21 protein-coding genes are annotated in these 25,156 nt (G+C 71.3%); 8 read left to right on the forward strand and 13 right to left on the reverse strand.

What is annotated here, in order from left to right; genetic code table 11:
* Positions 1-269 precede the first annotated feature (269 nt).
* From AB1578_09845 to AB1578_09855, 3 genes are all read right to left on the reverse strand, one after another.
* Positions 270-1,085, reverse strand: coding sequence for a universal stress protein (locus AB1578_09845; GenBank protein ID MEW6488200.1), 816 nt, complete (start codon positions 1,083-1,085; stop codon positions 270-272).
* A gap of 49 nt (positions 1,086-1,134) precedes the next feature.
* Positions 1,135-2,139 (reverse strand): magnesium transporter, encoded by a 1,005-nt coding sequence (locus AB1578_09850; GenBank protein MEW6488201.1) that lies wholly within the window; start codon positions 2,137-2,139, stop codon positions 1,135-1,137.
* A 145-nt stretch (positions 2,140-2,284) separates the two neighbouring features.
* Positions 2,285-4,459, reverse strand: coding sequence for a cation:proton antiporter (locus AB1578_09855; GenBank protein MEW6488202.1), 2,175 nt, complete (start codon positions 4,457-4,459; stop codon positions 2,285-2,287).
* 331 nt (positions 4,460-4,790) lie between these two features.
* Between AB1578_09855 and AB1578_09860 the strand changes: the two genes are divergently transcribed.
* Positions 4,791-4,916: a hypothetical protein gene (locus tag AB1578_09860; GenBank protein ID MEW6488203.1), complete on the forward strand. Its 126-nt coding sequence runs from the start codon at positions 4,791-4,793 to the stop codon at positions 4,914-4,916.
* Between the two features lie 32 nt (positions 4,917-4,948).
* Here the strand turns inward: AB1578_09860 and AB1578_09865 are convergent, their stop codons facing one another.
* Together AB1578_09865 and AB1578_09870 are read right to left on the reverse strand one after the other, a co-directional pair.
* Positions 4,949-5,347: a hypothetical protein gene (locus tag AB1578_09865; GenBank protein MEW6488204.1), complete on the reverse strand. Its 399-nt coding sequence runs from the start codon at positions 5,345-5,347 to the stop codon at positions 4,949-4,951.
* 74 nt (positions 5,348-5,421) lie between these two features.
* Positions 5,422-6,414: a permease gene (locus AB1578_09870; GenBank protein ID MEW6488205.1), complete on the reverse strand. Its 993-nt coding sequence runs from the start codon at positions 6,412-6,414 to the stop codon at positions 5,422-5,424.
* Positions 6,415-6,711: 297 nt separating this feature from the next.
* Between AB1578_09870 and AB1578_09875 the strand changes: the two genes are divergently transcribed.
* On the forward strand, positions 6,712-7,323 hold the full coding sequence (locus tag AB1578_09875) for an HNH endonuclease (GenBank protein MEW6488206.1): 612 nt from the start codon (positions 6,712-6,714) through the stop codon (positions 7,321-7,323).
* Positions 7,324-7,761: 438 nt separating this feature from the next.
* A complete protein-coding gene (locus AB1578_09880; GenBank protein ID MEW6488207.1) occupies positions 7,762-9,660 on the forward strand; it encodes a cytochrome c3 family protein in 1,899 nt (632 codons plus the stop codon).
* A gap of 91 nt (positions 9,661-9,751) precedes the next feature.
* On the opposite strand, the gene AB1578_09885 is transcribed toward AB1578_09880, so the two are convergent.
* The gene (locus tag AB1578_09885) at positions 9,752-11,017 is read right to left on the reverse strand and encodes an HD-GYP domain-containing protein (protein ID MEW6488208.1); all 1,266 of its coding nucleotides are present in this window, start codon (positions 11,015-11,017) and stop codon (positions 9,752-9,754) included.
* Positions 11,018-11,231: 214 nt separating this feature from the next.
* On the opposite strand from AB1578_09885, the gene AB1578_09890 reads away from it, so the two are divergent.
* Entirely contained in the window at positions 11,232-11,771 is a 540-nt protein-coding gene (locus AB1578_09890) for a TlpA disulfide reductase family protein (protein MEW6488209.1), read from the forward strand.
* 160 nt (positions 11,772-11,931) lie between these two features.
* On the opposite strand, the gene AB1578_09895 is transcribed toward AB1578_09890, so the two are convergent.
* The 4 genes from AB1578_09895 to trkA form a co-directional block, all read right to left on the reverse strand.
* On the reverse strand, positions 11,932-13,068 hold the full coding sequence (locus AB1578_09895) for a multicopper oxidase domain-containing protein (GenBank protein ID MEW6488210.1): 1,137 nt from the start codon (positions 13,066-13,068) through the stop codon (positions 11,932-11,934).
* Positions 13,069-13,092: 24 nt separating this feature from the next.
* Positions 13,093-14,505, reverse strand: a complete 1,413-nt coding sequence (locus tag AB1578_09900) for a hypothetical protein (GenBank protein MEW6488211.1) — start codon at positions 14,503-14,505, stop codon at positions 13,093-13,095.
* A gap of 172 nt (positions 14,506-14,677) precedes the next feature.
* Positions 14,678-16,123, reverse strand: a complete 1,446-nt coding sequence (locus tag AB1578_09905; protein ID MEW6488212.1) for a TrkH family potassium uptake protein — start codon at positions 16,121-16,123, stop codon at positions 14,678-14,680.
* The gene (gene trkA, locus AB1578_09910; protein MEW6488213.1) at positions 16,120-17,469 is read right to left on the reverse strand and encodes a Trk system potassium transporter TrkA; all 1,350 of its coding nucleotides are present in this window, start codon (positions 17,467-17,469) and stop codon (positions 16,120-16,122) included. Before trkA ends, AB1578_09905 begins: the two co-directional genes overlap by 4 nt.
* A 127-nt stretch (positions 17,470-17,596) precedes the next feature.
* Between trkA and AB1578_09915 the strand changes: the two genes are divergently transcribed.
* The 4 genes from AB1578_09915 to AB1578_09930 are packed head-to-tail and all read left to right on the forward strand — an operon-like array spanning position 17,597 to position 21,774.
* Positions 17,597-18,448 carry a protein-glutamate O-methyltransferase CheR gene (locus tag AB1578_09915; protein ID MEW6488214.1) on the forward strand — a complete coding sequence of 284 codons (852 nt, stop codon included), beginning with the start codon at positions 17,597-17,599 and terminating at the stop codon, positions 18,446-18,448.
* Positions 18,445-18,813 carry a PilZ domain-containing protein gene (locus AB1578_09920; protein MEW6488215.1) on the forward strand — a complete coding sequence of 123 codons (369 nt, stop codon included), beginning with the start codon at positions 18,445-18,447 and terminating at the stop codon, positions 18,811-18,813. The genes AB1578_09915 and AB1578_09920 overlap by 4 nt, the downstream gene beginning before the upstream one ends.
* 16 nt (positions 18,814-18,829) lie before the next feature.
* Positions 18,830-20,548: an NAD-binding protein gene (locus AB1578_09925; protein ID MEW6488216.1), complete on the forward strand. Its 1,719-nt coding sequence runs from the start codon at positions 18,830-18,832 to the stop codon at positions 20,546-20,548.
* 5 nt (positions 20,549-20,553) lie between these two features.
* Positions 20,554-21,774, forward strand: a complete 1,221-nt coding sequence (locus AB1578_09930) for a hypothetical protein (protein MEW6488217.1) — start codon at positions 20,554-20,556, stop codon at positions 21,772-21,774.
* 6 nt (positions 21,775-21,780) lie between these two features.
* Here the strand turns inward: AB1578_09930 and AB1578_09935 are convergent, their stop codons facing one another.
* From AB1578_09935 to AB1578_09945, 3 genes are all read right to left on the reverse strand, one after another.
* Complete coding sequence (locus tag AB1578_09935) at positions 21,781-23,127, reverse strand: hypothetical protein (protein ID MEW6488218.1); 1,347 nt, start codon at positions 23,125-23,127, stop codon at positions 21,781-21,783.
* Positions 23,124-24,314 (reverse strand): Ldh family oxidoreductase, encoded by a 1,191-nt coding sequence (locus tag AB1578_09940; protein MEW6488219.1) that lies wholly within the window; start codon positions 24,312-24,314, stop codon positions 23,124-23,126. The genes AB1578_09935 and AB1578_09940 overlap by 4 nt, the downstream gene beginning before the upstream one ends.
* Positions 24,315-24,345: 31 nt before the next feature.
* Positions 24,346-25,156: ACT domain-containing protein (locus tag AB1578_09945; protein MEW6488220.1), on the reverse strand; the 811-nt coding region annotated here is incomplete at its 5' end.

Here is a 25,156-nt window from a genome sequence, read left to right on the forward strand (position 1 = left end):
ACCCCGGCGTCTGGGCGCGTAGGGGCGCACAGCGTGCGCCCGGAGGGTTGGGGGTGGGCCCGAGGGCGGGCGCACGCTGTGCGCCCCTACGGGTGAAACGGCCGTATTCCCGAGCTCTCAGCCGCGACGCGAACCCACACGGATCGGAACAGAGCCGATCGCAGCCGCGCGCCCGCCAGGCTGCGCCCGGCGACGGGGCACCAGGTCTCGAGAACAGGAAGGGGCCAGGGCCATCCGCGGTTTTCAGCGGCGATCCCGCGGGGAGACGGTCAGTCCTCCCGCATCACGAGGACCGAGCAAGGGGCGTGGCGCGCCACCTGCTCCGAGACACTGCCGAGCAGGAAGCGGTGGAACCGATCGGCAAGGCTCTGGCCGTGGGCCCCCACCACCACGAGGTCGGCACGGACTTCTTCGGCCTGCTCCAGGAGCCGTGCGGCGGGGTACCCCCGCAGGATGGCCGTCTCGGCCCCGCGGCCGGAAGCGAGAAACGCCTCCTTGAGCTCGCCCAGCTCTCGGAGCGCCGAGCCCTCGTCGACCCCGGGCGAGACCCACACGGGCTCCCGCCGCGGGGCCTCGGAGTCGAGCACCGGCAGGACGATCGTCAAGAGGACCTCGGGGTGGGCCGGCAAGGGAAAGCGCAGGAGTTGGGTCGCCGCGGTCCGGGATGAGGGCGCCCCGTCGTAGCCCAGAATCACCTGTCGAATGGGCCTGTGCCCCCGGCGGGCGACGAGCACCGAACACGGAGCGTGGCGGGTGACCCGCGCCGCGACGCTCCCCCATCCGAACCGCACCAGACCTGAGGTCCCGGTGGCACCCACCGCCAGGAGAGACGCCCCGATCTCCCCGCAGGCTGCCAGGATCTCCTCGTCCGGGTAACCCTCGCGCACCATGGGCTCGACGTGGGCGCGCGTGCCCGCCAGGTCTTCCCGGGCGGCCGCCAGCACCTCCCCGACTGCGGGCGCATCTCGCCGCGAGGCGACGGCAAGCAGGGTGATCCGGTCGTCGGGCGTCAGGGGCAGGCCGGCCAGCACCCCTCCCGCCTCGCGGGCGGCAGGGGAGCCGTCTGTGGCGTAAACGATCGTCACGATGTTCCCTTTCCGGCGGCAAGAGGTCACCCCGGTGCCCCTTACCAGATCAGGTCGCTCCGGAGCGAAGCAGCAGACCCGCCACGTTGAAGTAGAAGAGAAGAGTGGCCACGTCGGCCAAGGCGAGCACCACGGGCCCGGCAGCGATCTTGGGGTCCCGCCCCGACGCATGGATGGCGGTGGGCAGGGCCACGCCGAGGAGGCACGCGGTCACCATGGAGAGGCAGATGCTCGCAGCGATGGCGGCGGCCACGGCGAGCTGCCCTTTCCAGATCCACGCGATGGCACCGACCGTACCGCCCGCAGCGAGACCCAGCAGCACGGCGATGGCAAACTCGGCGCCGAGGGCCTGGGCGAAGCCCCGGCGGGTCACCCCCTGCCCCGCGAAACCTTGGAGCGTAATGGTCATGGACTGGATGCTCACGCTCTCCGCCAGGGCCAGCACCACGGGGATGAAGAGGGCGAGCACGATCACGGTATCGAGGAGGGGCTCGTACAGCCCGGCCACGAGGGCGCACACGATGCCGCCCCCGATATTGGCCAGGAGCCACGGGAACCGGTCTCGGAATCGGGCCCAGGGCGAACCCCGGCGGGAGAGGGCCAGGTGCACGCCGATGAGCTGGAAGGCGGCCTCGGCCGAGCTCGCCTCGGCCGCATCGAAGAAGCCTTCGGCGAACATGCCCACGTCGACGATGCCCAGCAGGCGCTTTTCGTCGTCGACCACGGGAAAGGCCAGGAAGCGGTACAGCGTGAAGAACTCGCAAGCGTCCAGGACCGTGGCGGAGGCGGGGAGCGTCACGAGCCGAGTCACCATCAGCTCCCCGATCTTCGCGTCGAGCGGGTTCATCAGGAGGCGCCGCGTCGGTACGATGCCCTGCAAACGGTCTTCCTCGTCCAGGACGTAGAAGTAGACGATCTTCTCCGCCAGGGCCTGGGTCCGCAGGGATGCCAACGCCTCTTCCACCGTCTGGCCGGCGCGAAGGATCGGGTAGTCCTGCCGCAGGTGCTCCCGCAGGGAGTCGCCCAGGTGCTGGTGCGTGAGAACGTGGCTCACTTTGGCACAGCCCTCCCGCGTGCCCGGCTGACCCCCCAGCGGGAACCGCCGTCTCGTCCCGGGCTCCTCGGCCGAGGGGCCGGGGCATCGGGTCCGGCGCCGGCCCCGCGGCGAGCCTGCGCGGGCCCTGGCAGCACGCGCTTCGTCAAACCCCCACAGGTCGGTGGCACACGTCCCCTCCCCCGCACAGGCCGTCCACGTCGTGGGCGGCTCCCGCCACCACCAGCCGGTCGCCGGTCCGCAGCACCTCGCCGGGCTCGGGGGCGGTGAGCCGTTCCTCCCCCCGCTGGATGCCGATCACGTTGACCCCGTGCCGGCCCCGCAGGTCGATCTCGGCGAGGGAGCGGCCCGCCCAGGTCGAGCCCTCGGACACGGCCACCTCACCGATGCGAAACGGCGTGGGCTGCGCCTCCTCGAAGGCGGTGGCCTGCAAGGCCTCCCGCGCCCGCGCCAGGGCGTCCGGGGCGCCCACGAGCACGAGCCGGTCCCCCGGGAAGACCTGGAAGTCGGGCCCCAGGTCGAAGAGGCTTCGGCCGGCCCGGTCCACGGCGATGATCGACGCGCCCGTGCGGGACCGCAGCGCCAAATCCTTGATGCACCGGCCGGCCGCGAGGGAGTCGCTCCCCACCCGCACTTCGTCCAGGGTGACTCCCCAGGGGTGGGCCGCCTGGATGTGGTCGGCGGCCCCGCCCAGGGCGTCCACCGCCTGCTCGGCGGCATCGGCGAAAGGAAAGAGCACCCGGTCGGCACCGGATTGCTGGAAGAGCCGCGCCTCCGCTGCGCTGTGGGCGGTGAGCACCACCTTGCCCCGGTAGCCGTGGGCCTGAAGGGATCGGAGCAGCGTGAGGTTGGCCTCGCGCCCAGGGGCGGCGCTCACCACCAACCGGGCGCCGGCCAGGGGCAGGTGCTCCAGGATGTCCGGGTCCTCGGAGTCGCCGTACCGGACGGGCAGGCCTTCCGCCTGGCACTCGGCCACCGCCTCGGGGTCGAAGTCCACCCCGAGCACCTGCTTGCCCCGCCGCAGAAGGTTCTTGGCGATGTTGCGGCCGTAGCGGCCGAGGCCGAAGAGGATCACCTCGGCCCCCGCGCCGCCGGGGCTGTCCTCGGCCTGCTCCCGGTGGGGGACGTGCCGCTCGAAGATCCCCAGGAGGGGGGAAAGCCGGTTGTAGAGCGGGTAGGAGTAGAGGATCAGGTAGGTGGAGAGCCCGATGGTCACGAGCCCCACCAGGGTCAGGAGCCCCATGGCCTCCTGGCTCAGGTGCCCCAGGCTCACGCCCATGGCGCCGAGAATCAGGGAGAACTCGCTGATCTGGGCCACGGTGAGGCCCGCCAGGAACCCGGTGCGCTTGCGGTACCCCATGAACCCCATGATCGCCATGACGATGAGGGGGTTGCCCACTAGCACGAAGACCGAGAAGACCGCCGCGGGCCCCAGTTGGGCCCCCAGCAGCGAGAGGTCGAGCCTCGCCCCCAGGTCGATGAAGAAGAAGAGGAGCAGGAAGTCCCGCAGGCTCACCAAGCGGGATGCGATGGCCTCCCGGTAGGGGGTCGAAGCCAGCGAGATGCCCGCGAGGAATGCTCCCACCTCCTTGCTGAATCCCAGGGTGTCGCCCAGGGCTGCGAGGAGCACCGCCCAGGCGATCGCCGAGAGCACCAGGAGCTCCTGGGAGCGGGCGAGCCGGTCCAGCAGGGGCGGGAGCACGTAGCGCATGAGGAGGCCCACCACCCCCAGGAACGCGAGGCCCACGCCCGCAACCCGCAGGCCTTCCCGGAGCATCCCCCCCTCGCCGCCCGGGGCGGCTCCGAGGGCCGTAAGGCCGATGAGCGCGAGCACCGCCGCCACGTCCTGCACGATGAGGAACCCCAGGGCGATGCGCCCGTGAAGGGCGTCGATCTCGCGCTTGTCGGAGAGGAGCTTGACGATGATGATCGTGCTCGAGAAGGTGAGCCCCACGGCCAGGTAGAGGGCCTCCACCGTCCCCATCCCGAACCCCAGGGCGATGAGGAACCCGAAGAGCGAGGTGAAGAGCACCTGCCCGAGGCCCGTCGCCAGCGCCACGGGGCCCGTGGTGCGGATGAGGTGGAGATCGAGCTTCAGACCCACCACGAAGAGCAGGAGCGCGATGCCGAGCTCCGCCAGGAGCTCGATCTGCTCGTGGGCCGAGACGAGATCGAGCCCCGAGGGTCCCACCAGCACCCCGACCCCGATGAATGCCACGATCAGGGGCTGGCGCAGCTGGGTGGCCAGGGCGCCGATGACGGCGCTCACCACGAGGATCGCGGTCATCTCGAGGAAGAGGCTATCGAACACGAAGGGCATGGTCGCCGTTCCTTCGAAGAGGTGCCGAGGGACGAGGCCCCGCCGGGCCTGGAGCGCGTGGGGAACCCTCGGAAGGGAAATGTCTTCTACTTGGGCCCGGGCCCTCGGTCAAGGAGGAGAGGAGCCCTCGGGTCGGCGCCTCCGCTGCGAGGGAGGCCGGCGCTGCCCCGCTCGCTTCCCGGCGCGGGGCCACCGGGCCGCCGGGCCCAGCCCAGGCAAATCCGCCGCCCAGGGGGGAAGGGGCAGACGACCGGCGCGCGACTTTGCCGCCGCGGGATGTGGCCACGTGCCGGTAAGGCCGATCGCACGAGCTGTAGTCGAGGAGGTAGGCGTGGTCGACGAACGCCAGGGCTGCGCGCAGGTTCGCGGCGGCGCGCGGGTAGAGGGCGCAGATCTTCTCGTCGGGCACTTCGTGGCCACCCGTGGCGACGCGCTGAGCAACTCGGGCCGTACATAGCTCGGGCGACTCCAGCCCGATGTAGATGAGGATCAGGCCGCGGGCACGAACCGGCGCTTCTCGAACCGCCCGGGGGTGCGGGTCCCGTCCGGGTCGATTCGGACCACCAGGCCGGGGTAGTCCGGGTCGCTCCCGTATACCGGCCCCTCGCCCCCTCGCACGCGCCGAAGCGCGGCGCCGCGCCTGGGAGAGGTGGCGAGCCGATCCAAAATGGCGAGAACGGCCTCTCTCTTCGAGCGGTCAGGGAAGGCCGCCGACAGGTCCGGGACTCGCTTGAGGGCCAGGACGTCGGGATGGGGAAGCACCGCCTCCACCGCCTGGCCGAGGCGGGCCCAGTGCTCTACCTGGGCCGCGATCGAGCGTTGGCTCGCCTCGGACTCGGCTCGCGCCGCCGTGACCAGCTCGTCCGACAACTTGACCGGCATGCCCATGGCCGCCTCCGGAACGGGGGTGCGGGTAGCAAAATACTACCCGGCGGCGGACGCAGCAAGGGCCGGACTTCCCCTCAGAACGTCCAGGGCAGGGCGCGGTACCCGAAGGCTAAGATGAGGGTGCCGAGCACGCACAGGGCCAGGTAGAGGAAGAAGACCCGCTTGTGGAACATGGTGAGGAAGACCCCCATCACCGGGAGCGCCGTCACCGGCCCCCCCACCAGCATGGCGATGCCGGGGCCCTTGGCCAGGCCCAGCGCCTCGCCGGGGTCCGGGAGGTAGAAGCCGAAGAGCATCGACGCGGCGGTGACCTGTGGCAGGTGCAGGGGCACCGTGGCGAAGGTCAGCGCGAGGATGGGCCAGGCGCCCTGCCCTTCGAGCAGGCTCACCACCCACTCCCGGGGGATGAACTGGAGCGCCACCACCTCGATGACGATGCCCACCAGGGCGAACTTGCCGATGCGCAGCCCCCCCTCCCACACCCGGGCGAGGAACACCAGCACCGGGTTGTGGGTGCACCGGTCCACGCGGTGGGAGAGCTGCCGGCCGCACTCGCACCGGAGCTCCTCCACGGGGTAGTCGGGGTCGTGGAAGTTCCCCTCCGGGAGCTTCTGCCGGAAGATCGCGTCCTCGGAAAAGCCCCGGGGGCGCAGCCACAAGGTCACGTAGCCCGCGAAGAGCGAGAGCAGGAGCGCGCACACCAGCACCACGTTGGCCCACCCCAGCCCCAGCATGCCCGAGAGCATCGCGTAGGAGGCCGGGCTCATGAGGGGCGAGGCCACGAGCAGCGCGACGGCGGGGGCGAGCGGCAGACCCGCCACGAGCAGCGAGATGACCAGCGGCAGCGTCGCGCAGGCGCACAGGGGGCTCGCGAGCCCCAGGAGAGTGGCCACGGGGATGGTGAAGGGTCCGAACCGGCCCAGGACCTTCCGGAGCTTCACGTGCCACTTGAGTGTCCGGATGGTGGCCTCCATCAGGACTCCCACCAGCAGGTAGGGGAGGATGTAGACAAGCTCCTTGCCGAGATTGCGCAAGAGCTCCAGAAACTCCCGAAGGAAACCTTCCACGTCTTACCTCTCCTCGATGTGCATCGGGTAGGGGCGCCTCGCCCAGGCGCCCGGCCACGGGTTGCGCGCGTCGACTGGCGCGGCCCCCCTCCTACGGAGGCAACGGGCCGGGGTTGCACGCCTCGCGGAGCCGCGTGAGACCTGGATCGTCGGCCCCGGCCTCGAGGTCGCGGCCGCATTGTGGCGGTCTCGCGGCCGCCCGGCAAGGTCTCCCCCTTTGACGGTGAGCTCTCCTTCCTGCTAAAAGGATCGTCCGACGCGGGCAGGCGCGAGGGCGCAGCCCGGTCGGGAGGCGCCGTGTACGGGTTGGACCAGCAGGTGCTCCGGGTGGACGTGGGGGGGATGCCCCTGGAGTGGATCGACTACCAGGAGGCGGTGCGGCTGCACCACCTGGGGCGGGTCTGCTACTGCCTCGGGACGCTGCTCTACCGCCTGCGGGGCGGGGTCAACGCCCGCACCGGCCGGCGGAGCGCGGTGGAGGTCACCTCGATCCTCGCCACCACCGGCGACCGGCGGGCCGGGCTCCGCGGCGTCTACGAGCCCCCCCTCTCCAACGCCACGCTCTTTCGGCGCGACGCCCAGCTCTGCCTCTACTGCGGCGTGCCGTTTCCCCCCCGGGAGCTCTCCCGCGACCACGTGACCCCGCTGAGCCGGGGCGGCCGGGACTATTGGAACAACGTGGTGACCGCCTGCAAGCGCTGCAACAACCACAAGGCGGGCCGCACCCCCGAAGAAGCCGGGCTGGAGCTTCTGGCCGTTCCCTTCACCCCCACCCGGGCCGAGTACGTCTACCTCCAGGGCAAGCGCATCCTCGCCGACCAGATGGAGTTCCTCCGCACCCACTTCCCCCGCACCAGCCCCCTGCACCGCCGCCTGGCGCAAGCCGGGCGGGTGACGGGTGACGGGTGACGGGTGACGGGTGAAGGGTGAAGGGTGAAGAGTGAAGGGTCACGGGTCACGGGTGACGGGTCACGGGTGACACGTGAAGGGGGAAGAGGCCGAGCCGTTGAGCCGCCTTGATTCCAGCGGATCGCTGCATGCTGACCGGTTCTCTGCCCCCCAGCCCCCAGCCCCCTGCCCCCCAGCCCCCAGCCCCCAGCCCCCAGCCCCCAGCCCCCAGCCCCCAGCCCCCTGCCCCCTGCCCCCTGCCAGTCCTCTGGCCCCATTCTTGCTTGGAAAGTGCTCGACGTAGGGTCAGCGTAGGGTCACGTCCCGCGGTGTGCCGGCCGATACGGTATGAGCTCGCGGGATCGGAGCGAAGGGGCGCTCTGGGGCCTGCGCCATTTCACACACCGGAGCCGCCCCGAGGCGGCCCCAGACCCAGCCAACCCATCCGGAGGTTGTCCCATGCACCGCAGTGCCGCTCTCCTCGTTGCGGCCCTCACCCTGGCCTGGGCCCTTCCGGCCCATGCGCTCAAGCTCGTGGCGCCGGTCGACAAGACCGTGGTGCAGGGTGCTTCGGTGCTGGTGCACGGGTTCGGCCAGCAGGGCTCCGAGGTGCGGGTTCGGGTCGAAGGCGGGGGCAAGGCGAGCGAAGCCTCGGCCCGCCTGGAAGCGGGTTCCATCGTGGAGATCAAGGTCCCCCTCTCTCCCGGGCTCAACCGCATCACCGTGGGCCGCGAGACCCGCGAGGTGTTCCGGGCAATGGGGGCGGAGCCCGCGCCCCCCGGTTTTCGTCCCCAGCGCATCCACGGCGGAGACATATCCCGGTGTTCCTCCTGCCACGAAGCCGACCAGTCCCTTCGGGCCGGGGGCTACCCCGGGGTCTGCCTGAGCTGCCACGAGGTGAGCTCCGCCAACCCGGCCCACCGGGAGGGGCCCGAGCGAAACCTCCACTTCCGGGCCAACATCTCCCGCTGCAACCGCTGTCACGACGCCCACGCAGCCCCCGAACGCAAGCTCCTCAAGGGGGCCGCCCAGGATCTGTGCACGGCGTGCCACCCCGGCTTTGCCGCCGGCGACGGTACCCACGCCGCGTACGACGAAGGCGGGTGCGCCGCGTGTCACGACCCCCACTTCTCCGGTTTTCCCAAGATCCTCACCGGCGCCATGCCGGGGCCCTGCGAGGCGTGCCACGACCAGGGCAAGGGGGCCACCGGGGTGACGCTCCACGCGCGGGTGGGAGGGGAGCGCGCGTGCAGCACGTGCCACGACCCCCACGGCCGGCAGAGCCGCCTGCTGCGTCAAGGAGCAGAAGCCTTGTGCACCTCGTGCCACGCCGAGGTGACGAAGAAAGGGCACGGGCGCGAGCTCTCGGACTGTACGGCCTGCCACGATCCCCACGCCGCCATGGGGTCGGGCCTCGTGCGCAAGGATGTGGGCGAGCGCTGCGCCGAGTGCCACGACGACGTGGCGAAGGGAAAGACGATCCACGCGCCGGTGGTCCAGGGCTGTCGCGGGTGTCACAGCCCCCACCGGGACGAGGGAACCTCCGCCGCCGCGACCCGATGCGGCGCGTGCCACGATCCGGCCCGCAACCCCCAGATGGCGAGCCTCCACGGGGGTCTCGTCCTGGCTCCGGAGACCTGCGCCACCTGCCACCCGCCCCACGCCTCGCCCACCAACCGGCTGGTGCGGGGGACGCTCCACTTCCCCCTCACCCAGGGCAAGTGCTCTGCCTGTCACGGGAAGGGTTCCGGGCAGGGGTTGAAGGCGAGCGAGGCGGTGCAGGCGTGCCGGGTCTGCCACCCCTTCGAGAGGACCATGGCGGCCCAGGGGGAGCGAATCCACGAGCCCGTGGCCGACGGCGAGTGCATGGCGTGCCACGACCCGCACCTGTCGGCGCGCAAGGGACTCCTCCGAGCCTCGGAGGCCCGGGTTTGCGGGGAGTGCCACAGCGTGTCCCAGACGGGAGAAGGACGCAAGGACCACTCGGCCGCGCAGGACTGCACCGCCTGCCACCGGCCCCACGGGGGAGGTGAGAAGAAGTTCCTCGCCGCCCGCCCTTCCGCCCTGTGCGCCGGCTGTCACGACGTGCCCGAGCAGGGCGCGTCCCATACCCACGCCGCCCTGGACGAGGGGTGCCTCCACTGCCACGATCCCCACGGGGGATTTTCCGGCGCCTCCCTGCGGATGCCCGAGAGGGATCTGTGCGTGGAGTGCCACGACAGCCCCCCGCCGGGCCATTCCTACGCGGCGGACGAGAAGTGCTCCACCTGCCACGAGCCCCACGCATCCCCCAACCCGCACCTGCTCCGGGGGGAGCGCAGCGCCGCCGCGCCGGTCCCGGAGCCCGCGGTCCGGTAGGGGAGGGGGCATTTTCCAGGGTACCGCTAGAGGAGACCCATGGGACCTATGGGACGCATGGGACCTATGGGAGGGAAACCTCCGTCACCCGTCACCCGTCACCCGTCACGCTCCACGTCTCACGCCCCAGGACGGCATCCACTTCCAGGCCGGTGCCGCGGGGGTCCACGACCTGGATGATCGTGCGGGCGTGGGGCGCCTCTCCCCGGGGGTCGGGGTCCCGCAGGTCCACGTCGGTGGGCCGCCGCAGGGGGATGCCGCGGGCGGATCGGGCCAGCCGCACCCAGGGGCGAAGCAGGCTGTCCCGGTTCTGCCGCACCACGATCCCCACCTCGCCGGTGGAGAGGTGCACCGCGGTGCCCACGGGGTAGATCCCCACGCACTGGATGAACTTCTGCACGTACACGGGGTGGAAGTGGGTCCCGGCCCAGCCATAGAGCCTGCGCAGGGCGTGGGTGGACGCCATCCCCTTCTGGTAGGGCCGGTCGGTGGTCATGGCGTCGTAGACGTCGGCGATCGCGGTGATGAGGCCAAACTTTCCCACGCCGGCGCCCGTGAGGCACCGGGGATAGCCGGTCCCGTCGTAACGCTCGTGGTGGCCCAGGGGCACGGCGGCACAGTCTTCGGGGATCGAGCCGGACTCCAGCAGGATGCGGGCCCCGTGGAGGGAGTGGGTCTTCACCACCTCGTACTCCCGCGAGTCCAGGGGGCCCTGCTTCTGCACGAGCCCCCCGGGAAGCCGCACCTTGCCCAGATCGTGCAGGAGGGCTCCGATGCCCAGGCGCTGGAGCTCCCGGTCGAGGATGCCCAGCTGTACCCCCAGGTTCAGGGCGAGCACCGCCACGTTGAGGCTGTGGTGAAACGTGTACTCGTCGAAGCTCTTGAGGCGCGCCAGGCTCAGCATGGCGTCGCGGTTGCGAAAGATCGACGCGATCAGGTCGCCCACGGTGCGGTCGGCCACCTCCCCGTCGGCCCGGCGCCCCCGGCCCACCTCACCGAATTGCCGCTCCACCGAGGACTTGGCTTCGTCGTAGAGCTCGCGGGCCCGCCGGTACTCGGCCTCGAAGGGGACCGGGGCGGGGACGGGCTCCGGCTCCGCCGGCTCGAGCACTTCTTCCCGCATCCGGGCGCCGAGCTCCCGCTCGGCTTCCTCGGCGGCCACCGCCTTGCCGCTGTCGGCACCCCGCGCCGTGTCGATGTATACCTCGGTCATCCTGCACCGGAGCATCTGCTCGACGTCGCGGGCGCTGCGCACGGTGATGCGGTTGGGGAAGAAGGGGTGCAGGAGCCAGGGCGTGTTGAAGTCGGCCACGAACATCCCGGGCTCGAGGTCTTCCACGCGGATCTTCTTGAGCATTCGTGCATCCCAGGCAGGCGGCCGCTGCGAAGGCAAGAAGCGCCCCCGGTATGCCGCGACGGTGCTCCTGGTCTATCGACCCCAGGGGCAGGTCTCTTGACCCCTGCCGGGGGTGTGGGGCTTTTCAGCGGTTGCCGGTGCACTCTCCGATGCTAGGCTCGAAGCGCTCGGAGCGCGCGACGCGGGGTCGGGACCCGGCAGGGAGGAGAAGCACATGGCACGGCTTGGGAGGGCGGTTCTGCTAGCATCGCTGTTGGCGGCGGGAAGCTGGTTTCTCGGGGCCGGGGGTGGCCATGCCCTGTGCGTGCAGGAGGGAACGGCGGCACCCGACTTCACCCTCGAGACCCTCGAGGGCGGGTCGGTGCGGCTCTCCGCGCTCCGGGGCAAGCCGGTGCTCCTGGTCTTCTGGGCCACCTGGTGCCCCCGCTGCATGGAGCAGCTCGCGTTCCTCCAGGGCCTCCAGACCTCCCTGGGCGACCGGCTCGCCATCCTGGCCGTGAACCAGGAAACCCAGCTCCTCTCGCCGGCCCACGTGGCCAAGCTCCGGGAAGAGCTGCGCGAGCGCGGCATCTCCCTGCCGGTGCCCCTCGACCGGGAGCTCTCGGTGTGGAAGGACTACTGCATCGGGGCCCTGCCCACCACCGTAATCCTCGACCGGGAGGGGATCGTGCGCTTCGCCGAACCCAACTTCTACTGGGCCAGCCGGGAGAAGATCGAAGGAGTGCTGCGCGGGCTGGGTGTGGGGCTGCCCTGAAGGGCGGGTACTGGGGGACGTCTTTGTTCGGGCTCGAACTGGCGAAGCGCCCGGGCCACCAGATCCCCGAGAGCTTCGGGAAAGAGATCGCCGGTGCGCACCTGGATCACTCGCGTTCGCGGCTGCTCGTTGCGCGAGCCGGAGTTTCCTCCCAACGCCGTCACACCCCCTGGACCACGATCTCTGTCTCGGCCACCCCGATCACGTCTCCGCTGATCCAGTGCAGGAACTCCATGGAGACGGGGAAGGTGCCCGGGGCGGTAGGGCGCACCAGGAGGTCCCATCGCTGGGCGGTGGTGAGCTCGAAGGGGACGCCCGACGGCAGGAGAAAAGGGCGGGAGTAGCGGCCGTCGCCGGGGCCGCCCAGGGTGCGGCCGTCCACGGCGATGACCTCGGAGTCGAGGCCGTGAAGGGTGATCCGCAGGACCGCGTAGGACGCGTTGGCCACCCGGGCGAGGAGCGTCTGGCCCGCGGCGAGTTCCGCCGCGACTCCGGGGTTCTCCCCGGCCAGGGGGCTGTTGCGGCTCCAGGGATGGGGTACGCCGGAGATGAGGAAGTACTCGGGGTCCATGTAGTTGAGGCCCGGATCCTCGTCGTCGAAGGGGCAGTCCAGCCCGGCGCTGTGGTGGATGTCGTGCCAGCGGGGGTCGATCTCGTCGGGCACCCACCAGGCCTCCACGTCGTAGGGCACCACCTCCATGGCCCGGCGCGCGAAGCCGGGGCCTTCCGGCGGGTCCACGATCAGCAGGCCGTACATCCCCATCTCGAAGTGGAGCGTGGTGTTCTTGTGGCAGTGGTAGAGGTAGGTGCCCGCGTAGGCGGCGCGCCACTGGTAGTCGTAGCTGCCCGTGACCTCGAAGGAGGTGTGGCCGACCCCGTCGTTGACGGCGGTAGGCTCGATGCCGTGGTGGTGGATGGTGTGGGAGTTGTGGCTCATCTTCCCCGTGGTGTGGACGATCTGCCCCTCCCGAACCCGTATGGCCGCCGAGGGGAAGGAGCGACGCGGGTCCTCGATGAGTGGCGGCAGGGGGTAGGGCCGAAGCACCACCTTGTCCCCGTCCTCGAATCCCCACATGCGCACCTCCCGGCCGTCGGGCATGCGGATGTCCAGGCTGGTGAAGACGTCGCGCACCAGGGCCACGTGGGGCTCCACCCGGTCCGGAGTGGGCGGGGAACCCTCGACCCGCACGTTGCACCCGAACTTCTCGAACATCTCGAGGGTTTCGGGATCGGCGAGATCCAGCTCGTGGTGATGGCGTTCGTTGACGGCGTCGCGGGAGATCACGGGCAGGGCCATGGCGCTCTCCTCCTCTTCCAGGGGTCAGCGAAGCAGCAGGCGCACGCCCGCCCGAACGGCTCCCGTGGCCGGGGAGAACACGGTGACGGCCCCGGCGGCCACCGCCGCCAACGCCCGCCCCTCGAAGGTCCAGGTGCCGTCCCCGAGGACCTCCGTATCCCCCAGGAGGGGCCCCTCCGGGCCGGCTCCCGCGCGCACCTGAAGCACCGTGCCGGCCGCCCCCGAGCTGCGCCCCGCGAGCGCCAGGCGTCCGATCCGCACCCGCAGGTCGGCCCGGTCCACGGCGATGGCCTCGTCCTGGGGGCTCAGGTCGTCCTCGATGACGAAGTCGGTGACCACCCCCTGGGGGTAGTTGCCCCCCGCCGCGGTCTGGGAGAACTCGGTGTGGCAGTGCATGGGGAAGGCCTGCGGGAAGCCTTCCTCCAGGGGCGGCCAGGCCGGCCGGTCCTGGTCGACGACGCGCGCGTCGCCCGGCACGTCCGGCGGCCGAATGAAGGGAAGGAGCAGGTCTTTGCGGTCCAGGGGGCGAAGCGCCCAGGTGTCGAGGGCGACGACGTTGTCCTTCACCCGCCCGTTGTGCGCCAGCTCGAACACGTGGTTGCCGTGGATGTGGGGCGAGTGGGTCGCCAGCCCCGCGTTCAGGGTGCGCAGGATGGCGGGCTGGCCGATGCGGCCGTGGGGGGCGATGTCGTGGTCGTGGGAGGCGAAGAAGCCGCTCTTCCCGTTGATCGTGAAGTACCGGGGACGATAGCCCTCGGTGAACGCGGCCGCGGGCAGGCTCGGATCGGAGAAGACGGCTTCGTTCTTGGCCGGGTCGACCGTGTTGAAGACCCAGATCCACGTGCGGCCGGGTTCCCAGAAGTGGCCGGGGAATCCGCGATCGGCCCTGCCCAGGTCGTCGAAGAGGGCGCGGACAGGGTGAACCTCGCCCGAAGGAAGAGGTGGCAGGTCCACCCGACGGTAGGGCGCGCTGCCCAGACGCGGCAGCACCACCAGGGCGCCGTGGAGCCCCAGGGTGCGGTTCACCGGAGGGTTGGCGGCGTCCAGGTAGAGGTAGGTCCCGGGCTCCGGGGCCGGAAACTCGATGGCGACGGGTTCTCGTGAGGGAAGGGAAACCGGCTCCACCACGCCGGGCACGGCAAAGGTGTGCTCTCCCGGCAGACCGCTCGAAACCTCGAGGCGGATGCGGTCCCCCTCCACCGCCACCAGGACCGGCCCCGGGATCCGAGGCCCGAAGGGCTCCCCCGCGTCGTAGGCCCACATGTAGGCGAGGGTGCCGTCTACCATCTCGGCCAGCACCTCCCGGAGCGCGAGGCGGATGGGCCCGTGCCCGGGGAAGTGGGCCGCCCGGGCCGATGCCGGGAGGAGCGCACCCGGACCGGCCGCCAGGGCCGTGAGCCCCAAGGCTCCGGATTTCAGGAACTCCCTTCGGTCCATGGCCCCCTTCCTGCCCCCCGGCTGTTCGGCCTGCGACGCCCATGCGCGCGCTCCGGTCTTGGCCGGAGAATAGCGGCGGCCAGAATCCCGAGCAATGGGGGGTTTCCCCCAATCGGCGCTCCGGTCCGGGCGCTGTCCCGGGACCGGCAGTCCGGCCCAAGGCGCCGGGGGCCTACTTGCTCCAGGTGCTGGGGAAGAAGAGGGCGAGGACGGTGAAGAGCTCCAGGCGGCCGAGCAGCATGCAGAAGGACAGCAGCACCTTGCCCGCTTGGGGGAGCTGGGCGTAGGTCTCGGCCGGGCCGACCTCCCCGAGGCCCGGGCCGATGTTGCTCACGCAGGCGATCACCGAGGCCACGGCCGTGATGGGATCCACCCCCAGGAGCGCCATGCCCAGCGAGGCGGCCCCGGTGACCAGGAGAAAGAGGGCGAAAAAGCCGAGCACCCCCTGGAGCACCGCGTCGGGCACGGGGCGGCCGTCGAGCTTGACCCGGCGCACCCCCCGGGGGTGGATCACGTTCCACACCTGCACCACGGCGTGCTTGAGCAGCAGGAGCACCCGGCTCACTTTCATGCCGCCCCCGGTGGACCCCGCGGATCCTCCCACGAACATGAGGAGCACAAGGAGCACCTGGCACACGAAGGGCCAGGTCTCGTAATCGGCAGTGCCGAAGCCGGTGGTGGTGAGGATGGAAACCGCCTGGAAGGAGCTGTAGCGCAGGTTTTCCAGGAGGTTGTCGTACGCCGTGCCGGCGTTGGCCGCGGTGAGGATGACGATGGCGGCCCCCGTGAGGATGGCGTAGAAGCGAAGCTCCTCGCTGCGGAGCGCCTTGCGGCCCCGTCCCACGAGCACCGCGTGGTGAATCGCGAAGTTCACGCCGGCCAGGAACATGAAGACGGTCACCACGGCGTCCACGTAGGCGCTCTGGTAGGCGCCCACGCTCGCGTTGCGGGTGGAGAACCCCCCCGTGGCCAGGGTGGCGAAGGCGTGGCACACGGCCTCGAACCAGTCGAGTCCTCCCAGGAGCAGCAGCACCACCTGGGCCGCCGTGAGCCCCACGTAGACGCCCCAGAGGAGCTTGGCGGTGTCCTGGATGCGGGGCCGCAAGCGGTCCGCCGTGGGGCCCGGGACCTCGGCCCGGAAGAGCTGCATTCCGCCGACCCCCAGCATGGGGAGGATGGCGAGCCCCAGCACGATGATGCCCATGCCCCCCAGCCAGTGGGTCAGCGCCCGCCACAGGAGCAGGCTCCGGGGCACGGCTTCGATGTCAGTTAAGATGGTCGCGCCGGTGGTGGTGAAGCCCGAGAGCGACTCGAAGACCGCGTCCACCAGGGAGGGGCACACCCCCGAAAACCAGTAGGGCAGACCCCCGAGGACCCCGAAGAGGACCCAGCCCAGGGTCACCACCCCAAACCCCTCCCGGTGGGTGAGCTCGGGGCGGGTGCCCCGGGTGGCGAGGAGGAATCCGGCCCCCAGGGCGGCGGCCAGGGCCGCCGACGCCGCCAGCGCGGGCCACGCCCCGTCTGCATCCGCCAGGGAAAGGCCCAGGGGCACCCAGAGGACCCCCGCCAGGAAGACGCTCAGCGCCCCGAGGACCTTGAGGAGGACGGCGGTGTTCATGGGGCGCCGAAGAAGTCCTCTACCGTGGGCACGGCTTCGGGCAGGGCGAAGGTGACGGCCCGGTCACCGGGCTGGAGAGCCGTTTCCCCGTCGGGGATGAAGGCATCCGGGCCCCGCACCACCGCGCCGATGATGGCCCCCGCGGGGAACTCCAGGGTCTTGAGGGGGCGGCCGAGCCACCGGAACTCGGGGGTCACGAGCAGCTCCAGCACCTCGGCCTGGTTCTCCTCCACGGTGGCCACGCTCAAGACGCCGCCCCGGCGTACGTACTTGAGGATGGCGCTCGCGGTGGACAGGCGCGGGCTGATGCAGGCGTCGATGCCCAGGCCCGGCACCAGCGAGACGTAGGCCGGCCGGTTCACCAGGCACAGGGCCCGGTGGGCGCCGTGGCGCTTGGCCAGGAGCGAGGCCAGGATGTTGACCTCCTCGTTCTCGGTGGTGGCGACCACCACGTCCGCCTTCCCCAGGCCCTCGGCCTGGAGGGCCCCCACGTCGGTAACCTCGGCGTGGAGCACCACCGCCTTGCCGAGGCGCTCGGCGAGGCCCTCGCACACCGCCCGGCTCGGGTCCACCACCTTGACCTGGATGCCGAGCCGCTCGAAGTGGTGCGCCACCCGAAACCCCACCTCGCCGCCCCCCAGCACGAAGACCCGCCGCACCTCGCCCTTGTCGATCCCCAGGAGGTACCGCACGCTGGGGAGATCGGCGGTGCGCATCACGAGGAAGACGTGGTCCCCGGCCTCCACCACGTCTTCGCCCCGGGGAATGAGGGTGCGGCCCCCCCGGGTAATGGCGGTCACCACGAAGGGATACATGGCCCGCAGGTCCCGGAGGTCGGCCATGGAGAGGCCGCAGACGGGATTGTCCTGCGCGATGGGATAGCCCACGAAGAAGATTCGGCCCTCGGCGAACTCGGCCACCTCCACGGCGGCGGCGTGCCCCGCGATGTTGATGAGGTCGGTGGCCACCGCCTCGAGGGGGTTGATGAGGAGCTCGATGCCGAGTTTCTCGGCGTTGAGCACGGCGTCGCGGGCGGAGTACCCCAGGGACTTGACCCGGGCGATCTTGGTGGGCACCCCGTACTCTCGCGCGAGCAGGCACGCCACCATGTTCACCTCGTCCACGTCGGTGACGGCGATGAAGACGCGGCAGTCCCGAATCCCCGCTTCCTCGAGGGTGTCGGCCCGGGCTCCGCTGCCGGCGAGCGCCAGCACGTTGAGGCGCTCTTCCACCTCCCGCAGGCGGTCCCGGCTGTTCTCCACCAGGACCACCTCGTGGCCCTCCTGAGCCAGGCGCTCGGCGGTGTGGAACCCCACCTCGCCCGCACCCACCACAATTGCCCGCATGGCGTCCTCCCGGGGGAACGGTGCGCCGAGGATGCCCCCAACTCCTCCCCGAGGGCAAGTGGCGCAGGCGGGGCCCTCAAGGCCGGACCCCGCGCGGCCGATCCGAGGGGGCGAGACAGGAGGCGCGATGAGACAGATGCCCGCCCCGGAGCTTCCACCGCTGGACGACGCAGCCCTGCGCGGCATCGCCGACCTGGTGTACCGCCACACGGGGATCCGCCTGGCCGCGAGCAAGGGGTACTTCGTCGTGGGCCGGCTCCAGGGCCTGTTCCGAGCGCTCAGGTGCACCTCCTGGGGGGAGCTGCCCGGGCGGGTGGAAGCCGACCCCCGGGGGGTGGAGACCCTGGTGCAGTCGGTGGTCACGGGGGAGACGAGCTTCTTCCGGGACGAGGCGCCGTTCCTGGCCCTGCGGGAGAAGATCGTCCCGGAGCTCGCGAAGGGCCTGCCCCGGCCGGCCCCGTTCCGGGTGTGGAGCGCCGGGTGCAGCACGGGCCAGGAGCCCTACAGCATCGCCATGGCCCTTTGGGACCGGGTCGAACGGGGTGAGCTCGACGTGCAGGTGTGGGCCACCGACATCAGCGCCGCTTCACTTTCCAAGGCCCGGGAGGGGGTGTACGAGCCCCTGGAGCTGCGACGCGGCCTCGACCCGGAGACCCGCCGCAAGTTCTTCGACGAGCAGCCCGGGGGCCTGGCCCGGGTCTGCCAGGAGGTCCGGCGGCGCGTGCGCTTCGAACCGTTCAACCTCTTGCAGGGCGCCCCCCGGGAGCGCTTCCACGCCGTGTACTGCCGCAACGTGGCCATCTACTTTGATCGGGAGGGCAAGGAGCGCCTCTATGGCGCCGTGGGGCGCGCGGTGGTTCCGGGGGGCTACCTGGTGCTGGGGGCAGCGGAGACGCTTTTTCCGGGCGTCCCGGGGTTCGAGACGGTATACTTCGGCCGCTCCCTTCTCTTCCGCCGGCAGACCGGAGAGCCGCGATGAGCGAAACGGCCGAGGGCCAGGCAGGCGCCCCCAACCGGAGGGCCCACCCGCGCAGCCCCATCGTCGTGTGCGAGGCCCGCTGTATCAGCGGGATCGAGGTCTTCTTCGGCTACGCCCTCGACGTGAGCCGGGGCGGGATGTTCATCTCCACCACCAAGCAGCGCTCGCCGGGGGAAGTGTACGAGATCCGCTTCCGGGTTCCCGGTGTCGACCGGGCCTTCGAGTGCCGGGCGCGGGTGGTGTGGACGCGCCGCTACCGGCCCGGTTCCTCCCAACCCCCGGGGTTCGGCCTCCAGTTCCTCGATCTGCCCGAGGAGGACGCCCGGACAGTCGATGCGTGGGTCCGGTCGGTAGAGCCCGGCTGAGAGCCCGCGCCGCCGGGTGTCGGGCCGCCAGACCATGAAGTTCCTCGCCAGCCAGCTCGCTACCCTCCTCTCCCAGGGCCAGGCACGGCGAAATGCCAAGGTCCTGGTGCGCTATGTCTTGATCCTTCTGGGCACCATCACGGCCTTCGCCACGGCTTTTCGCCTGATCATGCGTCACGCCGAAGGGCAGGAGCACTCCTGGGTCACCGGGTTCTACTGGACTCTCACCGTGATGACGACCCTGGGCTTCGGCGACATCACCTTCCACAGCGACATCGGGCGGCTCTTCAGCATCGCCGTGCTCCTCACCGGGGTCGTGCTCCTCCTCATCGTGCTTCCCTTCGTCTTCATCCGGTTCTTCTATGCGCCCTGGCTCGAAGCGCGCACCCGCCTCCAGGCCCCCCGGAGCGTACCCGCCGGCACACGGGACCACGTGATCCTGTGCCAGCACGACAGCCTCGCCACGGCCCTCATGGCGCGCCTGCGCAGTCTCGGTGTCCCCCACTACGTGCTCGAGCTCGATCCGGTGCGGGGCGCCCAGATGGAGCTCGACGGCATTCCCGTGGTGGTGGGGGGCGTCGAGGAGCGCGTGACCTACGAGGCGGTCCGGGCCGACCGGGCCCGGATGGTCATTGCCAACTGCCGCGACACCGTGAATACCAACATCACCCTCACCATCCGGGACTTCGCTCCCGAGGTGCCCATCGCCGCGGTGGCGGAGCACGACCAGTCCGTGGACCTCCTGGAGCTGAGCGGGAGCACCCACGTGCTCCCCTTGAAACGCCGCCTGGGGGAGCACCTGGCCAACCGGATCAACGCCGGCCACCTCCACGGCCACGTCATCGGCCGGCTCGACGAGCTTCTGATTGCCGAGTTCCCGGTGCACAACACGCCCATGGCGGGGCGCACCATCCGGGAGGCGCGCCTTCGCGACGCCTTCGGCCTCAACGTGGTAGCGGTGTGGGAGCGGGGGCGCATGGTGCCCGCGACCCCCGAGACCCGCCTGGGAGACGGCAGCGTACCCGTGGTGATGGGCACAGCCGAGCAGATGGACGCCCTGGACGCGTACCTCGTGATCTACAATACCAACTTCAACCCGGTCCTGGTGATCGGGGGCGGCAAGGTGGGGTGCGCCACCACACGGGCGCTGCGCAGCCGTGGGGTGCCGGTACACCTCATCGAGCGGGACGAGTCCGTGGGAGCCCGCCTCGAGGGGGTGGCGGACCGGCTCTTCCTGGGGGACGCCGCCGACCGCGACCTCCTGATGCAGGCGGGGCTGGCCGAGGCCCCCTCGGTGCTCCTGACTACGAACGACGATGCCATGAACATCTACCTGGCGGTGTACTGCCGGCGGCTCAACCCGAGCCTGCGCATCGTCAGCCGCATCACCCACGAGCGCAACATCGAGGCCATCCACCGGGCCGGCGCGGACTTCGTGCTGAGCTACGCCTCCCTGGGCGCCGAAGCGGTGCTCGCCCTCCTCCAGGGGCGCGAGGCGGTCATCCTGGGGGAGGGCTTCGACCTCTTCTATCTACCGGTGCCCCGCAGCCTGGAGGGGAGCACGGTGGCCGAGAGCGAGATCCGCCGCCGCAGCGGCCTGAATCTCCTCGCCGTGCGCCTCCCCGACCACCACACCGTGCTCGCGACCGCCGCCACCGAGCTCGTGCCCGGCAGCGAGCTCGTCCTCCTGGGGAGCGAGGAGCAGCGCCGCGCCTTCTCCCAGGCGTTTTCCTGAACCGGATGGGCGTCGGCGCGGTCGTCATCGGCGGCCACATCAACGGCCTAGGGGTCGTGCGCGCCCTCGCGGCCCAGGGAATCCCGGTCGCCCTCGTGACGACCCGGCCCCACGACCTCGCCCAGTATTCCCGCTGCGCTTCGGACCACGTGCCCCTTCGGGATCTCGACGAAGAGCCCGCGCTCCTGGCCGAGCTCTTGGAGCAGCGCGCCGGCCGGTGGCTCGGGTGGGCCGTCTTCCCCACGTGCGACGGTGCGCTGGCTGCCCTGGCGCAGGCTCCGGACCGCCTCTGGGAGGCCTACCGCGTGGTGGCTCCGCCTCCCGAGGTCGTGCGCACCTTGCTCGACAAGGAGCAGATGGGGAGGGCTGCGGCGGCGGCGGGACTCTTGCTGCCCCACGACTACGGCCCGGCGCAGCAGGCGAACCCGGCCCTCGGCGGCGTGCGCTTTCCCGCGGTGGTAAAGCCCGTGTGTGGACACCTCTTCTTCGCCCGGTTCGGGTGCAAGCTTTTCGTGGCAGAAGGCCGGGAGGAACTGGACGTGTGCCTGCGCCGGGTCGCCGAGGCCGCGCTCCCCTGTCGGGTTGCCGATCTCGTCCCCGGGAGCGACGACACGATCTACGCCCACTGCATCTACGTGGACGCCCGCGGGGAGCCTGGCCCGGGGCTCACCGTCCACAAGCTGCGCCAGAGCCCGCCGGGCTTCGGCGTGGCCCGGGTGGCGGAGGTGGTGCCCGACCCTCCCGGCGTGCGCGAGGCGACCATCGCCCTGCTGCGCGGGATCGGCTTTCGGGGCCTGGCTGCCGCCGAGTTCAAGTGGGACGAGCGGGATGGTACGTTCCGGTTTCTGGAGGTCAACGGCCGCTCGGTCATCTACAACGGCCTCTTGCGCAGGGCGGGCCTGGATCTGGCGGGGATGGCGTGGATGGACCGGGTGGAGGGCCGGCCGCAGGAGGTCCGGCCCCGGGGCTGGCCCGGGGTATGGGTCAACCTCCACGCCGATCTCCTCTGCTCCCTCCTCCTGCGCCGCCGCGACCCTGTGGGGCTGAAGGAGTTCCTCGCGCCCTACCGCCGCTCTGTGGTCGACGCGGTCTGGTCGGCCCGGGACCCGGGGCCGTTCCTCGCCCAGTGGGGCCGGACCCTTCGGGACGGTTCGGCGGCGGCGCTGCGCGGCGGGCACCGCGAGCTGCTCGCCGACCGCACGCGGCAGGCGGTCTCGGGGCGTTAGACGGGGTCAGGGGACGCCGCGGGACCGGCACAGCGACGCCACGGCGCGGAACTTCTCCCCCGGGGCGCGCAGGAACTCCGCTCGCCGCACCGCTTCGATCCTCGCGGCTTCCCCCAGCAGACGGTGGAGCCCGGGCAAGGCCCGGTCGAGGGCGCGCCGGAACGAGGGCTCGTCCAAGGTCACCAGAGTCAGGGCAAAGTGGTCGGGCGCGCGCTGGGTGAGCTGGTACTGGATCACCTCCCTGTCTTCCTTGAAGACCTGCCAGACCGAGCGCGGGTGGGCGAAGCCGCCCCCGGGCAGGGGCAGGATGTCCTCCAGTCGGCCCTCCAGTTCGGAGAGCAGGGGCAGGGTGCGGCCGCAGGGACAGGGCTCCGGGGTCAGAGACGCCACGTCCCCCAGGGGGTAGTTGAGAAGCACCGTGGCGCGGTTCACGAGGTTGCTGATCACCACCTGGCCGGGGTCGCCCGGCGCTGCGTCCCTCCCGTGTGGGCCGACGATGCGCACGTGGCAGAGGTCCTCGTGGACGTGGAACCCCGCGCGGGCCTCGCAGTAGAACCCGATCTTGAACGACTCCACGGCGTTGTACCGGGAAAGGACGGGCACCCCGAAGGTCTCTTCGATGAACGCTCGCGAGCCAGGGGGAAGCGCCTCGCCCATGTAGAGCACCATCCGGGGGCGATGGACCTCGATCGCCCGGGCGGCCACGGTCTTGAAGAAGAGGTCGATCCAGCCCCCGTACCCCACCAGCACGTCGGGCCGCTCCGCGTTGGCGATGGCCGCGATCTCGGCGATCGGCTGGTGCAGCGGCACAAACCGCCGGCGCGGGCGCACGGGGAAGAGCAGGCTCTCGTCGTAGAAGGCGATCACCTTCTTGAAGGTCGAGGTCTCATATCCCACGTAGAGCTCCCGGGGCCGGAAGGAGCCGCACCCCTTAACCAGGGGCACTCGCTCCCGCTCTCCGTAGGCGATGTTGGCCAGGAGGGAGTGCCGGTCGTGGCGGATCTCGATGGGCGTGCCCGTGGAGCCGCTGGTGAAGAAGGCCAGGGACCGTTTCCCCGCCCGGGTCTGGGCGACGAAGAGCTCGGGGCGGGAGCGCACGAGCTCCCGGTCGAGCACGGGGAGGCGGTCCAGGTCTGCCGCCGTTCGAATCCGGGAGGGATCGATCCCTTCCCGGGCGAAGAGCTCCCGGTAGTATGGCACGTGCCGGGCCGCGTAGGCGACCATGCGGCGGATGCGGCGGTCGCGGGCGTCGTCGAGGGCCTCCCGGGGAGCGTAGGGAAGGCGGCGCTGCCCCCGAAGGGCTGCCGCCACCACCGCGCTCCCCCAGAGCCGGGTCGGGAGGCGGCGGATCACGGGCGCACCGCGGCCTCGGGTTCCAGGAGGAAGGGTACTTCCCACGCCCGACAGATCGTCCGCAGGTCCTCGACGACGCCGCGGGAAAGCGGGATGCCCCTGCGCAGTCGTTCCTCCTTGGCGGCGTACTCCGGGTCTCCGGCCACGAGCACGGGCTGGCGCGGGTTGCGCGGAGTGGAGGACCGCAGGGAATCCAGGAGGATGTCCAGGTCCTCCCCGAAGGTATCGCCGTCGCAGAAGCAACCGGGGTCCAGGGCAAGGCAGAAGTGGCCCACCCGGGGATCGGCGCCGGCTCCGCCGCCGGAACGCAGCCCCGGGAGCACCCCGCAAAGGATCTCGACGGCGGCGGCCAGGCCGTAGCCCTTGTGGCTGCTTAGCTCCGGGCTGCTCCCCAGGGGCGTGAGCCGGCGAAATGCGGCGGCCCGCCGGGGGCTGGTGACGGGCCTGCCCGCCGGGTCCAGCGCCCAGCCGGCGGGGATCGAGCGCCCTCTGCGCCAGGCACCCAGGAGCCGCCCCAACGGGACGGTGCTGGTGGCCATGTCGAGCAGGAACGGACGGTTGCGGCGAGCGGGCGCCGCAACGGCCAGGGGATTGGTCCCCAGCACGGCCTGGATGCCGAAGGTGGGGACGACCGCAGGGGTTCGCGTATTGGTCATCGCCACGCCGAGAAGCCCTTCTCTCGCGGCCAGGGCGGCGTAGGCGCCCGCTGCCCCGAAGTGGCCGGAGTTTCGGACGGCCACGGCCCCCAGGCCGGTGCCTCGGCACTTGGCGATGGCGAGCTTCATCGCGGTGTCCGCGGGGACGTGCCCCAGGCCTCCCCCGCCGTCCACCAGGGCCGTAGTCGGGCCCTCGCGTACGGTTTCGATCCGCGGGGCCGGGTTCCAACGGCCGGCCGTCACCCCGCGGTGGTACTCCAGGAGCATGGCGCAGCCGTGGGAGTCGATGCCGTGCCGGTCCGCATACAAGAGGTGTTCCGCGGTAACGGCGATGTGGTCTTCGGGCAGGCCCCAGGCGCGAAGGATGGTCGTCACCTGGGCAGTGAGGGTGTCGGGGGAGAACGTGCGGCGCGGCCAAAGCCCCAGGGCGGGCACCCCGGTGCGGTCCAGCGCGAGGGAGGCCGTCCACAAAGGCCCCGCATCCCGCAGAAGGCGGCGGGCCCGGGTCCAGGCGGCGCGAAGCGCGGTCACGGGCGGTCCCCGGGGTTCTTTCGGCCGGTGCTCACAGGAAGAGCTGGCGCACGCTGCGCAGGTGGGGGAGCCGGCGCAGCTCTTCGAGCACGGGCTCGGGGGCGGGCTCGTCCACGTTCACCAGGGTGATGGCCTTCCCCCCGGCCTCGGTGCGGCCGTTGTACATCCCCGCGATGTTGATCCCGTTTCGTCCCAGGCACAGCCCGATGTCCCCGATGACGCCGGGCACGTCGTCGTTGGAGAGGAGCAGCAGCGTGCCCCGGGGCAGGGCGTCCAGGCGGTACTCGTCGAAGCGCACGATCCGGGGCTCCCGGCGCCCGAAGACGGTGCCCTCCAGCACCCGTCGGCCCCAGGGACCGGCGACCTCCACCGCCAGGAGGTCGGTGAAGTCCTGGGTCTCCTCGGTGGTGCTCGTCACCACCCGGAGGCCCCGTTCCCGGGCCAGGGCGGGGGCGCTGACCGCGTTGACCCGGTGGGAGAGGACCGGGGTGAGGAAACCGGAGAGAAACGAGGCGGTCACGAGCTCGCCCCCTTCCTCGGCGGCCGTGCCCCGGCACAGGACCCGGGCCGTCTCTGGAGCCCCCTCCAGGACCTGGGCCAGGAAGAGGCCCATCCTGCGGGCGAGGTCGAGGTAGGGGCCGAGCCGGCGCAGCGCCTCGGGGGACGCCGGGGGGACGTTCAAGGCGTTGGGGGCCGTGCCGGTGGTGAGGAAGGAGACCACGTTGTCGGCCACCTCCGCCGCCACGCTGGCCTGGGCCTCCACGGTGGAGGCCCCCAGGTGGGGCGTGAGGATCACGTCGTCGCGGTCGTGGTGCGCCCCCCGGGGGGGCGGCGCCACCGCG

Source organism: Thermodesulfobacteriota bacterium (assembly GCA_040756475.1).
Taxonomy (GTDB): domain Bacteria; phylum Desulfobacterota; class Deferrisomatia; order Deferrisomatales; family JACRMM01; genus JBFLZB01.

Excerpts from the sequence above, each read along its gene's own strand:
- AB1578_09895 (MEW6488210.1), bottom strand. The coding sequence starts at position 13,068 with ATGGCCCTGCCCGTGATCTCCCGCGACGCCGTCAACGAACGCCATCAC.
- AB1578_09885 (MEW6488208.1), bottom strand. The coding sequence starts at position 11,017 with ATGCTCAAGAAGATCCGCGTGGAAGACCTCGAGCCCGGGATGTTCGTG.
- AB1578_09905 (MEW6488212.1), bottom strand. The coding sequence starts at position 16,123 with ATGAACACCGCCGTCCTCCTCAAGGTCCTCGGGGCGCTGAGCGTCTTC.
- AB1578_09880 (MEW6488207.1), top strand. The coding sequence starts at position 7,762 with ATGCACCGCAGTGCCGCTCTCCTCGTTGCGGCCCTCACCCTGGCCTGG.
- AB1578_09890 (MEW6488209.1), top strand. The coding sequence starts at position 11,232 with ATGGCACGGCTTGGGAGGGCGGTTCTGCTAGCATCGCTGTTGGCGGCG.
- AB1578_09920 (MEW6488215.1), top strand. The coding sequence starts at position 18,445 with ATGAGCGAAACGGCCGAGGGCCAGGCAGGCGCCCCCAACCGGAGGGCC.
- AB1578_09865 (MEW6488204.1), bottom strand. The coding sequence starts at position 5,347 with ATGGGCATGCCGGTCAAGTTGTCGGACGAGCTGGTCACGGCGGCGCGA.
- AB1578_09900 (MEW6488211.1), bottom strand. The coding sequence starts at position 14,505 with ATGGACCGAAGGGAGTTCCTGAAATCCGGAGCCTTGGGGCTCACGGCC.
- AB1578_09855 (MEW6488202.1), bottom strand. The coding sequence starts at position 4,459 with ATGCCCTTCGTGTTCGATAGCCTCTTCCTCGAGATGACCGCGATCCTC.
- AB1578_09930 (MEW6488217.1), top strand. The coding sequence starts at position 20,554 with ATGGGCGTCGGCGCGGTCGTCATCGGCGGCCACATCAACGGCCTAGGG.
- AB1578_09915 (MEW6488214.1), top strand. The coding sequence starts at position 17,597 with ATGAGACAGATGCCCGCCCCGGAGCTTCCACCGCTGGACGACGCAGCC.
- trkA (MEW6488213.1), bottom strand. The coding sequence starts at position 17,469 with ATGCGGGCAATTGTGGTGGGTGCGGGCGAGGTGGGGTTCCACACCGCC.